Source organism: Actinoplanes sp. NPDC048796, from assembly GCF_040650035.1.
GTDB lineage: Bacteria > Actinomycetota > Actinomycetes > Mycobacteriales > Micromonosporaceae > Actinoplanes.
In genome coordinates this window covers 50,206-62,014 of record NZ_JBEZGO010000022.1, presented here as the reverse complement: position 1 = coordinate 62,014, position 11,809 = coordinate 50,206, and the positions used below count along the sequence as shown (strand labels likewise).

Genomic DNA, 11,809 nt, shown 5'->3' with positions numbered 1-11,809 from the left:
CCTGCGGGGTGGAGGCGGCGAAGTCGCGGGCGTCGCCGGCCCGGACGTCGACGCGGTCACCGATGTCGATCCCATGGCCGCGTGGTGCCCGCCGGCCGGACGCTCACCCGTGCTCTGCCGGTGTGCCGATGATCTCCTCCGGGCGCGGCGGGTCAGGCGCCGAAGCGGCGGTGGCGGGCGGCGTAGGAGCGCAGGGCGCGCAGGAAGTCGACTCGGCGGAAGCCGGGCCAGTAGACGTCGCAGAAGTACAGCTCGGAGTAGGCGGCCTGCCACAGCAGGAAGCCCGACATGCGGCGCTCGCCGCTCGTGCGGATGACCAGGTCGGGGTCGGGGCTGCCGCTGGTGTAGAGGTGGTCGGCGATGCGGTCGGCGGTCAGCGTTTCGATCGCGGCGGCCAAGGACGGCGCCTCGGACAGCAGCGAGCGTACGGCGTCGACGATCTCCTCGCGGCCGTCGTAACCGATGGCGATGGTCAGGTGGAAGGTGGCGGCGGAGTCGCGCGTCTGTTCCTCGGCCAGTTTGAGCGCGTGCCGGGTCGAGTCGGGCAGGACGTCGAGGCGGCCGGCCAGGTGGACCTGCCACGGGCTGGCCGGGCGGCGCAGGCGTTCGGCCACCACGTCCTCGATCATGCGCATCAGGTTGCCGACCTCGACCGCGTCGCGTTTACGGACGTTGTCGACGGACGCCACGAACACTGTCACGTGCCGGATTCCCGCCTCGGCGCACCAGGTCAGAACCTCGTCGAGGTGTTCGGCGCCGTAGCGGTGGCCCACCCGCGGGTCGCCGAAGCCCATCTGGCGGGCCCAGCGGCGGTTGCCGTCCATGACCATGGCCACATGCCGGGGCAGCGTGGCCCCGGTCAGCCGGCGGCGGAGCAGGCGGGCGTAGACGGCGTACAGCAAGGACCGAAGCATGCCGAGATCTCAGCAGATCGGGCCGTCGCGGCCCCCGGCTCGCGCGAGTCCTCTACGGCATCTTCACCGTTTCGGCACGAGCGCGGTGCCGTCGTACGGCGTCGCGGTTGCCGCAGGCGTGTGAGCAGTACCGCTGCCGGCCCGTTCGGCTGAAGTCGGCGAAGGGGTTTCCGCAGCCGGCGGCGGCGCAGCGGCCGAGCCGGTGCATGCCGCGCCCGGACAGGTGCAGGGCGGTGCCCACGCTGATCAGGGTGGACAGCAGCGAGGACAGGGACTGGTCCGGTTCGCGGTAGTGGATGTGCCAGCCGCTGCCCGCATGGTCGGTCAATCGCGGGTAGGCGGCGGTGGCCCGCAGCAGCGCGTTGAGCCTCTCCGCGCGCGCTCCGACGTCCGCCGCGTCCACCACCGCCAGCCATTCGCCGAGAAAGGCCGAGATGACCGACAGATCGGACAGCGTGGGCGGCCGCTCGATGGCGACGCCGGCCGCTGCGCATCGAGACGCCAGCGCATCCGGATGGGGCGGCGGGTCGGCGACGAGCGAAAGTGCGAGCCGCACCGCATCCTCCCCGTAAGGGTTGAGGTGCATAAGCCCATTACAGCATCATCACCATCGGCCGGCAGACAACGAAGGGAAGCCGATGGATTGGCAGTCAGTGCTCCTGCTCCTCGCGGTCGCCGCGGCGGCCGGATGGGTGGACGCCGTCGTGGGCGGCGGCGGGCTGATCCTCGTCCCGGCCCTGCTGCTCGGCCTGCCCGGCCTGCCGCCGGTGACCGCGCTCGGCACCAACAAGGTGGCCAGCATCTGCGGCACCACCACGGCCGCGATCACCTACGCCCGGCGCACGAAGATCGACTGGCGGGTGGCCGGGCCGGCCGCCGGCGCGGCCGTGGTCTTCGCCGGGCTGGGCGCCGTCACCGCGAGCCGGATCCCGGTCGACTGGTTCCGTCCGGCCATCATGCTGTTGTTGCTGGGCGTGCTGGCCTTCGTCGTGCTGAGACCGACGTTCGGGGTCACCGTCAAGGCGGCCGACCCGACCGCGCGCCGCCGGGCCGCCGCCGTCGTCGTGGCGGGCGTGGGGATCGCGTTCTACGACGGGGTGTTCGGCCCGGGCACCGGCACCTTCATGATCATCACGTTCACCGCCCTGCTCGGGCTCGACTTCGTCAGCAGCTCGGCCACGGCGAAGATTCTCAACGCGGGCACCAATCTCGGCGCGCTGGTGGTCTTCGCAGCCGGCGGCCACGTCCTGTGGTGGCTGGGCTTGTCGATGGCGGTGTGCAACATCGTCGGCGCTCGGCTTGGGGCCGGTGCCGCCCTCAAGCGCGGCGCGGGATTCGTACGGACCGCCCTGGTGGTCGTTGTCGTGGGTATGGTGATACGTCTGGCTGTTCAGTATTTCGGGTGAATAGCGTTCTTTGCCGAGACTGATTCGCGATAGTGGGCAACGTGAGCGTTGTGACCGTGACCGCGCCGAGCGCGGCGACCAGGAAGGGCTTCTCCTTCGCCGACCTCGGCGTCAGCGTCAAGGTCCTCACCGCGGTCGGGGTCGCGGCCCTGGTCGCCCTGGTCGTCGGCATCCTCGGAATCGTCTCGCTGAGCCAGGTCAACGACAAGGCCCAGCTGATCTCCAAAAGCAACATCGCCAGCATCAAGGCCGTGGGCCAGATCCGGGCCGCGATCAGCGCGACCCGGATCGACCTGGCCAACCAGGCGCTGTCGGTCGACGCGACGAGGACCACACAGTACGCCGAGGCCTTCGGCAACGACCTCGAGTCGTTCGGCACGGCGATGACGGCCTACCGCAACAGCATGCCTACCGCGGATTCGGCACTGATCGACGAGCTCCAATCGAACTGGGACGACTACGCCGACGTCGCCAAGAGCAAGATGCTCCCGGCGGGCACCGCCAACAAGCTCATCGAATGGGCCAACATTCGCGACGACCAGGCCGAGCCCATCCTCGACAAAATCAACGCCAACACCACCGCCCTGGACAAGGCCGAGACGGCCGACGCGACGAAGAACTCGGACGCCGCGAACTCGGCCTACACCAGCAGCCGCACGTTCTCGCTGCTCACGCTCATCGTCGGCCTCGCCGTGGCGCTGATGATCGGCGTCTGGGTGGCCCGCAAGATCGTACAGTCGCTGTCGAAGGTGACAGTGGTCTGCGACGGCCTGGCCGACGGCGATCTGACCCGCACCACCGGCCTGGTCAGCCGCGACGAGCCGGGCCGGATGGGCCGGGCGCTGGACGCGGCGATGGCCCGGCTGCGGGCCACGGTGGCCACCATCGAGAACTCGGCCGCCTCCCTGGCCGGGGCCTCGGAGCGGCTGACCGGCACCTCGCACCACATCGCGGCCTCGGCCGAGGAGACCTCGGCCCAGGCGCAGGCGGTGTCGGCCGCGGCCGAGCAGGTGTCGCGCAGCGTCGAGACGGTGTCGGCTGGTAGCGAGGAGATGGGCGCGTCGATCCGGGAGATCTCGCAGAACGCGGCCGAGGCGGCCCGGGTCGCGGCCGAGGCGGTGACCGTCACCGCGGCCACCTCGGCCACGATGAACAAGCTGGGTGACTCGTCGGCCGAGATCGGCAACGTCATCAAGACGATCACCGCGATCGCCGAGCAGACGAACCTGCTGGCGCTGAACGCGACGATCGAGGCGGCGCGGGCCGGTGAGATGGGCAAGGGCTTCGCGGTGGTCGCCTCCGAGGTGAAGGACCTGGCTCAGGAGACGGCGCGGGCGACCGAGGACATCTCCAAGCGGGTCGAGGCGATCCAGGCCGACACCAGCGGCGCGGTCACCGCGATCGAGGAGATCTCTCTGGTCATCGGGCGGATCAGCGAGTTCCAGACGACCATCGCGTCGGCGGTGGAGGAGCAGACGGCGACCACGGCCGAGATGAACCGCAGCGTGGCCGAGGCGTCCGGCGGCACCGGCGAGATCGCGCAGAACATCACCGGCGTGGCCGAGGCGGCCCGGATGACCAGCCAGAGCGTCGCCGAGACACAGGAGGCCACGGCCGAACTGGCCCGCATGTCGTCCGAGCTGCGCAGTGTGGTGTCAGCCTTCCGCGTCTGAGCGCCGCAGCAAAAACCGCCTCTCACTCGCGTTGGCGGTCAGTCGCGCCGCTTGGGTGTACGCCCGCGCGGCCTCCCGGCCACGTCCGCAGCGAGCGAGCAGTTCGGCCTCGACGGCGTACCAAATGTGGTGTCGCTCCAAGCCTCTCAGACCCTCCACAATGGCCAAGGCCGGCCCGGGACCGTGCACCTCGGCGACCGCCACGGCCCGGTGCAACGCCACGACCGGCCCCCGATCGAACAGCGCCAGGTGGTCGTAGAGGGCCAGGATCTGCGGCCAGTCGGTCTCCTCCGCGCTCGCGGCGTCCGCGTGCACCGCGTTGATCGCCGCCTGCAACTGATACGGGCCGGCCCGGTCGAGGCGCAGGCAGGCGCGCAGCAACTCCCGCCCCTCGTCCATCAGCCGCCGGTTCCACCGGCCCCGGTCCTGGTCACCCAGGCGGATCAGGTCACCGTTTTCGGCCGTACGGGCGGGCCGGCGCGCCTCGACGAGCAGCATCAGCGCGAGCAGGCCCCGAACCTCGGGCTCGTCCGGCATGAGAGCCAGCAGGACCCGGGTCAGCCGGATCGCCTCGGCGGTGAGATCGTCGCGCGTGAGGTTGTCGCCGGCCCGGGCCGCGTACCCCTCGGTGAAAACCAGATAGAGAACCGCCAGGACCGCACCGAGCCGGTCCGGAAGGTCTTCGTCCCGCGGCACCCGGTACGGGATCCGGGCGTCGCGGATCTTCCCCTTGGCCCGGGACAGCCGCTGCGCCATGGTCGCCTCCGGCACCAGGAACGCCCGGGCGATCTCGCTCGTCGTCAGGCCGCCGAGCAACCGCAAGGTCAGCGCGACCCGGGCCGCCGGCGCCAGGGCCGGATGGCAGCACGTGAAGATGAGCCGCAACAGGTCGTCCCGCTCGCCCGGCCTCCGCTCGCGCATGGCCTCCGCCTCCAGTTCCGCCCGGCGGGCCTCCCGGCGCAGACGGTCGATCGCGTGGTGGCGGGCCGTCGTGATGATCCAGCCGGCCGGCGCGGGCGGCACACCGCTCTCCGGCCAGCGGCGCACGGCCACCGCGAACGCCTCCTGCACCGCCTCCTCGGCGACGTCGAGGTCGCCGAAGTGGCGGGTCAGCACGGCGACCGCCCGGCCGAACTCGGCCCGGAAGACGCGTTCGATCTCCTCGGTCATGCGATGGGGCGCACCTCGATGGACAGCGGCGCCACGACCCGGGCCATCCGCCCGCCCCAGCGCAGCGCCTCGTCGAGGTCGGCCGCCTCGATGACGGTGAAGCCGCCCAGGTGCTCCTTGCCCTCGGTGAACGGCCCGTCGGTCAGCAGCGTCTCGCCGTCGCGGTCACGGATCACAGTGGCCGACGCCGGCGGGTGCAGCCCAGCCGCGAACACCCAGGCCCCGGCGGCACGAAGGTCCTGGTTCAGCTTCTCCAGCTCGGCCATGATCGGGTCCAGCACCTCGGGCGGCGGCGGGTCGCCGTCGGGCTGGTAGACGCTCAGCAGATAGTGCGCCATCATTCCTCCTCGTTCTCGCTTCTCGCTGCCTACACGAATGGAAAGGGCGCGTCCTCGACATGTACGCCTTGTACGCCTGGGGAAACTTCATCCACGAGACCGAACTCGACCGCCTTCCGGTCTGGATCGATCCCGCCGTGCTCGGCGGCGAGCGGAACGTCATCGACGAGAACCTCACCATTCTGGACACCGGGACGCTGCTGGTCGACGGGCCGGGCACCCTCTTCGAGATCGACGGTGAGCTGGTCGAGGGCCGTGACCTGGCCGGGCGGGACCTGAGCGAGGGCAAGTGGCGGGTCGCGCGCATCCGGGTGGCCACCGACGGCACCCGCGAGGACGCGCTGCGCGTCATCGGCGAGATCGAGGAGGAGTACGACGACCTGGTCGTCGACGAGGACCCGGCGGACAACCCACTGCCGGCCGGCGAGGCCGTCACCGTGTGGGAGGACGACAACGGCCAGTGGGACCTGGCGCTGGTCCGGCGCTGAGATAAATCGGTTCCGGCGCCGCGGGGAATCGGTTAGCGTCGCCGGACACCCACACGAAGAGGACAGGCCGTTGTACCGCATCAGCTGAGCTTTCAGGTTCTGACATCCCGCGCGCGCCACGCGCTCCTTCGGCGTGCGCGGACCCCCTCAGCAGATCGGTGCCCGTACATGATCCTCAGACAGCTTCTGGACATCCGCCTCCCGGCCCCGTACGACATCCGGCCGTCGGTTCTTCTCCGGCCGAGGCCGGCCGACCGGTCCCGGTGGACCCGGCGGCGCCGGCCGCTGACCCTGCCACCGTGGAAGATCGCGGAGGTCCGCCTCGACGCCCGCCGCCTCACCCTCCGCGAGCGGCGGGGCTAGGCCTGTATCGCACCTGGGGCGGAGGCCGGGCCTCGCCGCAGCCCCGCCTCAGGTACGAAAAGGGCTCAGCGCGCTGACTCAGCGCTCAGAAGCTCGCGGGGCAGGACGACGTTCAGCCACCCCTCGGACTTGTCGAGCGGCCAGCCGAGATCGTCGCCGCGGACGAAGTAGGCGGCATTGCCGAGGTAGAGCCAGAGGATGTCCGCCGCCCCGGCGGCGTCCAGGCCGTCGCGGAGAGCACCCAGCTCGGCCAGGCGATCGGCGGTCAACCGGAGGCCGCCGCGCAGGCTCTCGTGTGCGATCTCCATGGCTTCCCGGATGGCGGGTTCCTGCGGCGCGGCGGCGACGGCCTGGCGCTTGAGGGTGAACCACTCGCCGAACCGGGTCCGCGACGCGGAGACGACGAGCCGGATCAGCTGGCCGGGGTCGGTGGCGGCCTCGATCTCGGCGAGGGCGATGGGCCCCATGGAGGGCTTCCTCCGGGACGCGATCGCGGCCGCGCCCGACGGCACCATCGGCGTGCCGATCACCTACGTACTGGCCGAGAACGAGCCCTTCTGACCCACCCCGACGACGTCTCCAAGGCGTTGCTCATCGGCCACCCTCAGAGCACTTCCTGAACGTAAGCCCCTAGGCGGGCCCGAACCAGCGGGACAGGTGCGCGTCCAGGTCGCGCTGGTCGGTGCCGGCCCAGGCGACGTGGCCGTCGGGGCGCAGCAGGACGGCTGGGGACTCGAGCTCGTCGCTGATGTCGGCGACGCGGTCGACGCGGTCGGACCAGCCGCCGGCGGCCAGGTGGCCGGTCTGGTCGAGCAGCAGGCCCCGGCCGGCGTGCTGGAGGTCGAAGAGGCGGCCGCTGTGCTTCAGGCGTACGTCCCGCAAGCGTCTTCCGACCAGATCCGGCCCGGCGCCGAAGTCATAGCGGATGTCGATCGCGGTGATCTTCGAGATGAGCCGCCGGTTCACCTCGGCGATGTCCATGAGGCCGGACAACAGCCGACGTACGGCCTGGGGACCGGGCTCGGCCGACAGCAGTTCCATCTGCGCGCGGGTGTTGTCGAGCACGTCCACGGCGACCGGGTGACGCTCCGACTCGTACGTGTCCAGCAGCTCCTGCGGCGCCCACCCGGCCACCGCGGCGGCCAGCTTCCAGCCGAGGTTGACGGCGTCCTGCAGGCCGAGGTTGAGGCCCTGCCCGCCGGTCGGCGGATGGATGTGCGCGGCGTCGCCGGCCAGGAAGACCCGCCCGTCGCGGTAGCGTTCGGCCAGCCGGGTCGCGTCGCCGAACCGGGACAGCCAGCGCGGCGAGTGCACCCCGAAGTCGGTGCCGGCGAAGGCCCGCAGCTGGCGCCGGAAGTCGTCGAGGGTGGGCTCGGGCCCGGCCTCCCCGGCCGGCACGACCACCCGGTACGTTCCGTCGCCGACCGGCCCCAGGCCGAAGCGCAGCTGCGTCCGGCGGACCTCGGCCACCACCGCCGCGATCTCCTCGGCCGGCGCCGACGCCTCCATCTGGCCCAGCAGCGTCTCGTGGCGTGACGGCTCGCCGGGGAAGCCGATGCCGGCCAGCTTGCGGACGGTGCTGCGCCCACCGTCACAGCCGACGAGGAACTGCCCCGGCACCCGCGTACCGTCGGCCAGTTCGGCCGTGACCCCGTAGTCGTCCTGGCTCAGCCCGGTCAGCTCGGCCCCGCGCCGCAGGTCGGCCCCGGCCTCGAGCGCATGCTCGGCCAGAAGCCCCTCGACCACGGTCTGCGGAATGGCGAGGACGTACGAGTGGGCGGTGTCCAGCCCGTCCGGCCAGCCGGCGCCGAGCCCCGCGAAGTACCCGCCGGGCCGGAACTGTCGGCCCCGCTCGAGGAAGCGCCCGAGAAGACCCCGCTGATCCATGATCTCGATGCTGCGCACGTGCAGCCCCTGCGCCCGCACGTTCCGGGCCGGGTCGACGTCGCGCTCCAGCACGACCACCCCCACCCCGTGCAGCCGCAGCTCCGCGGCCAGCATCAGGCCGGTCGGCCCACCACCGGCGACGATCACCTCAGTCATGTGAACCTCCCAGGGCGGCGGTGAAGCGGGCGGCCACGGCGGCCACCGCGGCGCGGAGTTCGGGGCCGCCCTCGACGGTGAAGTCGATGGGTACGGCGGCCAGCCACTCCTGGGCGTACATCTCGGTGTTCGTCGTCGTGCCGACCAGGACGCAGCGGTCGTCGCCGTCGGGTTCCAGCCGGCCCATCGGCGGGCGGATCCAGCGGGCGACCTTGTCCAGCGGGGCGTGGAAGACCACGCGGGTGGTGTATTTCCAGCCGGCGCCGAGGTTCTCCTCGAGCGACGCCACCGGGTCGAGGTCGTCCGGCGGCGTGAACGTGTGCGCCAGGCGCTGGACGTCGCGGATGCGGTCGATCCGGTACGTGCGGATCGCGTCGGCCCGATGGGAGTGGCACAGCAGGTACCAGCGCCCGAAGCGGACCACGACGGCCCACGGGTCGACCTCGGCGTCCCAGGCGTCGCCGCGCTCGGAACGGTAGGTGACCAGCACGCGGTGGCGGTCGGCCGAGGCGGCGATCAGCGCGCTCGTGGTGGCCGGGTCGGGGCGGGCCGCGTGCCGGTCGGGGGCGGCCGAGGCGTACGCCCGCAGCGCCGCCGCCTGGCGGCCGACGCTCTCGGGAAGGGCGCGGATCACCTTGCTGAGGGCGGTGCCGACCAGGTCGTCGGCGTCGATCGCGGCCGGATGCCCGTCGAGGACCGCCATGACGAGGCCGAGCGCCTGATCCTCGGTGAAGACGACAGGGGGCAGGCGGGTGCCGCGGCCGAGCCGGTATCCCCCGTACGGCCCGCGGGCGGACTGGACCGGGATGCCGGCCTCGCGCAGGATGCCGACGTAGCGCCGGGCGGCCCGCTCGGTGACGCCGAGATGGGCCGCGAGCTGCTCGGCGGTCGTGCCGGGGCGCGCCTGCAGCAACTCCAGCGTGCGCAGGGCCCGCGCGGTGGGACTCGATCCGTCCGGCACATCGAGCACGCTACCGGAAGCCGAACGTCCGGAATAGGCCGTACGTTGCGGGTCATGACAATCGTTCTCCTGGGTGGCCTGTGGCTGGACGGCACGGCGTGGCGCGACGTGGTGCCGGAGCTCGAGAAGCGGGGGCGCCGGGCCACCGCCGTACCGCCGACGGGCCTGACCTTGACCGAGCAGATCGACGCCGTGGTGGCGGCCGTGGACACGGCCCCCGAGAAGGCGATCGTGGTCGGGCACTCAGCGGCGGTCACGCTGGCCTGGATCGCCGCCGACCGCCGGCCGGACAAGGTCGCCACGGTGGCCATGATCGGCGGCTTCCCCAATGAGGACGGACAGCCTTACGCGGACTTCTTCGAGATCGAGGACGGGGTGATGGCGTTCCCGGGATGGGAACCGTTCGAGGGCCCCGACGCTCAGGACCTCGACGAGCGGGCCCGCCGCGATTTCGAGGCGGCGGCGGTCGCCGTTCCCGAGGGGACAGCCCGAGGCACCGTACGGCTGACCGACGACCGCCGCTTCGACGTGCCGGTCGTGCTCGTCTGCCCCGAGTTCAGCCCCGCCCAGGCCCGCGAGTGGGTCACCGGCGGCGACTCACCCGAGCTGTCCCGGGTCAAACACCTCGACTACGTCGACATCGACTCCGGGCACTGGCCGATGTTCACCCAGCCGGTCGCGCTGGCGGAGATCATCGCCGCACTATAGGGCGGTGACGATCGACGCGCTCATCTTCGACTTCGACGGCCTCCTGATGGACACCGAGACGACCCTGCTGGAGAGCTGGCGTCACGAGTGGCGCCAGCACGGGCTCGAGCTCACCGAACACGGGTTCTTCGCGAACCACGGCGGTGACGTCAACGAGCAGAGGTACGCGGCGCTGGCCGCCGCCGTCGGCGCCGGATACGACCGCGCGGCGAGTCACGCCCGCCGCATGGCGCACCGTCTCACCCTGAACCAGAAACTCGAGCCGGCGCCGGGCATCCGGGAGTGGTTCGCCGAGGCGGGCGGCCTCGGGCTGCGGCTCGCGGTGGCCAGCAGCTCGCACGAGGACCACGTCCGCGGGCTCCTGGAACGGGCCGGGCTGATCGCCGGCATCGACGTGCTGGCCTGCGGCAACGAGGTGGCCGCGCACAAGCCGGACCCGGCGGTCTACCTGCTCGCGCTCGACCGGCTGGGCCCGGTGCGGGCGGTCGCGTTCGAGGACACCCCGCACGGCGTCGCCGCGGCGCAGGCGGCCGGTCTGCCCTGCGTGGCCATCCCCAACCCGTACGTGCCCGCGTCCCGCTTCGGCGCGGCGGACGTGCTCCTGCCGAGCGCGGCGGCGGCGAGCCTCAGCGAGGTGCTTTCCGGTCTGCCAGCGCGTACGAGGCGGCGGCCGTGACCGCCGAGACGGCGAGCACCGACGGCCACGCGCCGATCCGCTTGGCCAGTGGGTGCGACAAGCCGAACGCGCCGAGGTAGGTCGCGACCAGCCCCGCCGTCACGGCCGGGCTGGTGCGGCGCGCCCACTCACGCCCGGCCAGCACACCGCCGGCGGCCAGGACGGCGCCGCCGAGGGGCCGGACACCGGTGCTGCGGGCGACCTGCCACCCGCCGATCAGGGAGGCCGCGGTGACCGCGGCGGTGGAGACGCGCATGCCCCGACCGTACACGCGTCAGCTCAGCCAGTCGTAGATCTCCTCGTACACCTCGGTTCCCGGCACATGCCCTCCGGTATAGACGTGCCCACGCGCGCCGGGAATGCTCGTCAGCATCCACTCGGCGTTCTCCGGGCCGACGACCGGATCGGCGGTCCCCCGCCACACACCGACCGGCACGCCGATCCGCGCCGCGTCGAAACCCCACGGCCGCGCGAAGGCGAGGCTGTCGTCCACCCACCCGTCCATGCTGTCGGTGAAGGTGGCCCGGATCCGGGCCATCGCCGCCGGATCGTCCCGGGCCGGCGTTCCCGGCTCCCACGGCACCTCGGGCCCGCCCGCCTCGATCTGCCCCAGGATGTGCGCCGCGCTCTCGGCCTGCCGCTCGCGCAGCGCCGCCTCGTCGGCCGGCGACTCGCGGGGCCTGATCCCGGACAGAACCGCGCAGCGGGTCACCCGCTCCCCCAGCAGGGCCGCGGTGGCCAGCGCGTGCGGCCCACCCCCGGAGCCACCGAAGACGGCGAACCTTTCCCAGCCGTACGCGTCGGCGAGCGCCCGCGCGTCGGCCGCCGCGTCGGCCACGGCCCGCCCCGGCTGCCGCGTCGACCCGCCGTACCCGGGCCGGTCGTAGACCAGGAGCCGAAGCTTGCTCCGCGCCATGCCCGCGACCAGGCTGGGCCGCTTCCACCGGCTGCTGGGCGACCCGCTGTGAAAGACGGCCGGCCGCCCGTCCACCGGCCCGTAGAGGCAATACCGTAGAACGCGTCCCTCGGGCAGCGTCAGCTCGAAAGTCTCCGGCCCACTCATGCGACC

15 protein-coding genes are annotated in these 11,809 nt (G+C 72.2%); 6 read left to right on the top strand and 9 right to left on the bottom strand.

Annotation, left to right across the window (positions count from 1 at the left end; translation table 11 throughout):
* Positions 1–152 precede the first annotated feature (152 nt).
* On the bottom strand, positions 153–914 hold the full coding sequence (gene uppS / locus AB0C26_RS43225; protein ID WP_360260231.1) for a polyprenyl diphosphate synthase: 762 nt from the start codon (positions 912–914) through the stop codon (positions 153–155).
* Between the two features lie 52 nt (positions 915–966).
* Complete coding sequence (locus tag AB0C26_RS43220; RefSeq protein WP_360260228.1) at positions 967–1,470, bottom strand: CGNR zinc finger domain-containing protein; 504 nt, start codon at positions 1,468–1,470, stop codon at positions 967–969.
* 82 nt (positions 1,471–1,552) lie between these two features.
* On the opposite strand from AB0C26_RS43220, the gene AB0C26_RS43215 reads away from it, so the two are divergent.
* On the top strand, positions 1,553–2,320 hold the full coding sequence (locus AB0C26_RS43215; RefSeq protein ID WP_360260225.1) for a TSUP family transporter: 768 nt from the start codon (positions 1,553–1,555) through the stop codon (positions 2,318–2,320).
* A gap of 41 nt (positions 2,321–2,361) precedes the next feature.
* Positions 2,362–3,993, top strand: a complete 1,632-nt coding sequence (locus tag AB0C26_RS43210; protein WP_360260222.1) for a methyl-accepting chemotaxis protein — start codon at positions 2,362–2,364, stop codon at positions 3,991–3,993.
* On the opposite strand, the gene AB0C26_RS43205 is transcribed toward AB0C26_RS43210, so the two are convergent.
* Both AB0C26_RS43205 and AB0C26_RS43200 read right to left on the bottom strand, forming a co-directional pair.
* Positions 3,976–5,163 (bottom strand): sigma-70 family RNA polymerase sigma factor, encoded by a 1,188-nt coding sequence (locus AB0C26_RS43205; RefSeq protein WP_360260219.1) that lies wholly within the window; start codon positions 5,161–5,163, stop codon positions 3,976–3,978. The genes AB0C26_RS43210 and AB0C26_RS43205 overlap by 18 nt on opposite strands.
* The gene (locus AB0C26_RS43200) at positions 5,160–5,501 is read right to left on the bottom strand and encodes a YciI family protein (RefSeq protein ID WP_360260216.1); all 342 of its coding nucleotides are present in this window, start codon (positions 5,499–5,501) and stop codon (positions 5,160–5,162) included. The genes AB0C26_RS43205 and AB0C26_RS43200 overlap by 4 nt, the downstream gene beginning before the upstream one ends.
* 59 nt (positions 5,502–5,560) lie before the next feature.
* On the opposite strand from AB0C26_RS43200, the gene AB0C26_RS43195 reads away from it, so the two are divergent.
* Together AB0C26_RS43195 and AB0C26_RS43190 are read left to right on the top strand one after the other, a co-directional pair.
* On the top strand, positions 5,561–5,989 hold the full coding sequence (locus AB0C26_RS43195) for a hypothetical protein (protein WP_360260213.1): 429 nt from the start codon (positions 5,561–5,563) through the stop codon (positions 5,987–5,989).
* A 168-nt stretch (positions 5,990–6,157) separates the two neighbouring features.
* A complete protein-coding gene (locus tag AB0C26_RS43190) occupies positions 6,158–6,352 on the top strand; it encodes a hypothetical protein (protein WP_360260210.1) in 195 nt (64 codons plus the stop codon).
* Positions 6,353–6,417: 65 nt separating this feature from the next.
* Here the strand turns inward: AB0C26_RS43190 and AB0C26_RS43185 are convergent, their stop codons facing one another.
* The 3 genes from AB0C26_RS43185 to AB0C26_RS43175 all read right to left on the bottom strand — a co-directional run bounded on the left by AB0C26_RS43185 (position 6,418) and on the right by AB0C26_RS43175 (position 9,356).
* Complete coding sequence (locus tag AB0C26_RS43185; RefSeq protein ID WP_360260207.1) at positions 6,418–6,819, bottom strand: hypothetical protein; 402 nt, start codon at positions 6,817–6,819, stop codon at positions 6,418–6,420.
* A 163-nt stretch (positions 6,820–6,982) separates the two neighbouring features.
* Positions 6,983–8,395 (bottom strand): rifampin monooxygenase, encoded by a 1,413-nt coding sequence (gene rox, locus AB0C26_RS43180; protein ID WP_360260204.1) that lies wholly within the window; start codon positions 8,393–8,395, stop codon positions 6,983–6,985.
* Positions 8,388–9,356 carry a WYL domain-containing protein gene (locus AB0C26_RS43175; protein ID WP_360260201.1) on the bottom strand — a complete coding sequence of 323 codons (969 nt, stop codon included), beginning with the start codon at positions 9,354–9,356 and terminating at the stop codon, positions 8,388–8,390. The genes rox and AB0C26_RS43175 overlap by 8 nt, the downstream gene beginning before the upstream one ends.
* 54 nt (positions 9,357–9,410) lie before the next feature.
* On the opposite strand from AB0C26_RS43175, the gene AB0C26_RS43170 reads away from it, so the two are divergent.
* Positions 9,411–10,064, top strand: a complete 654-nt coding sequence (locus tag AB0C26_RS43170; protein WP_360260198.1) for an alpha/beta hydrolase — start codon at positions 9,411–9,413, stop codon at positions 10,062–10,064.
* Between the two features lie 4 nt (positions 10,065–10,068).
* Positions 10,069–10,740, top strand: coding sequence for an HAD-IA family hydrolase (locus AB0C26_RS43165; RefSeq protein ID WP_360260195.1), 672 nt, complete (start codon positions 10,069–10,071; stop codon positions 10,738–10,740).
* On the opposite strand, the gene AB0C26_RS43160 is transcribed toward AB0C26_RS43165, so the two are convergent.
* Together AB0C26_RS43160 and AB0C26_RS43155 are read right to left on the bottom strand one after the other, a co-directional pair.
* Positions 10,691–10,996 carry a hypothetical protein gene (locus tag AB0C26_RS43160; protein WP_360260192.1) on the bottom strand — a complete coding sequence of 102 codons (306 nt, stop codon included), beginning with the start codon at positions 10,994–10,996 and terminating at the stop codon, positions 10,691–10,693. The two genes, AB0C26_RS43165 and AB0C26_RS43160, sit on opposite strands and share 50 nt — an antisense overlap.
* An 18-nt stretch (positions 10,997–11,014) precedes the next feature.
* Complete coding sequence (locus tag AB0C26_RS43155; protein WP_360260189.1) at positions 11,015–11,803, bottom strand: alpha/beta hydrolase; 789 nt, start codon at positions 11,801–11,803, stop codon at positions 11,015–11,017.
* Positions 11,804–11,809 lie beyond the last annotated feature (6 nt).

Excerpts from the sequence above, each read along its gene's own strand:
- uppS (WP_360260231.1), bottom strand. The coding sequence starts at position 914 with ATGCTTCGGTCCTTGCTGTACGCCGTCTACGCCCGCCTGCTCCGCCGC.
- AB0C26_RS43215 (WP_360260225.1), top strand. The coding sequence starts at position 1,553 with ATGGATTGGCAGTCAGTGCTCCTGCTCCTCGCGGTCGCCGCGGCGGCC.
- AB0C26_RS43205 (WP_360260219.1), bottom strand. The coding sequence starts at position 5,163 with ATGACCGAGGAGATCGAACGCGTCTTCCGGGCCGAGTTCGGCCGGGCG.
- AB0C26_RS43200 (WP_360260216.1), bottom strand. The coding sequence starts at position 5,501 with ATGGCGCACTATCTGCTGAGCGTCTACCAGCCCGACGGCGACCCGCCG.
- AB0C26_RS43195 (WP_360260213.1), top strand. The coding sequence starts at position 5,561 with ATGTACGCCTTGTACGCCTGGGGAAACTTCATCCACGAGACCGAACTC.
- AB0C26_RS43190 (WP_360260210.1), top strand. The coding sequence starts at position 6,158 with ATGATCCTCAGACAGCTTCTGGACATCCGCCTCCCGGCCCCGTACGAC.
- AB0C26_RS43185 (WP_360260207.1), bottom strand. The coding sequence starts at position 6,819 with ATGGGGCCCATCGCCCTCGCCGAGATCGAGGCCGCCACCGACCCCGGC.
- rox (WP_360260204.1), bottom strand. The coding sequence starts at position 8,395 with ATGACTGAGGTGATCGTCGCCGGTGGTGGGCCGACCGGCCTGATGCTG.
- AB0C26_RS43170 (WP_360260198.1), top strand. The coding sequence starts at position 9,411 with ATGACAATCGTTCTCCTGGGTGGCCTGTGGCTGGACGGCACGGCGTGG.
- AB0C26_RS43160 (WP_360260192.1), bottom strand. The coding sequence starts at position 10,996 with ATGCGCGTCTCCACCGCCGCGGTCACCGCGGCCTCCCTGATCGGCGGG.
- AB0C26_RS43155 (WP_360260189.1), bottom strand. The coding sequence starts at position 11,803 with ATGAGTGGGCCGGAGACTTTCGAGCTGACGCTGCCCGAGGGACGCGTT.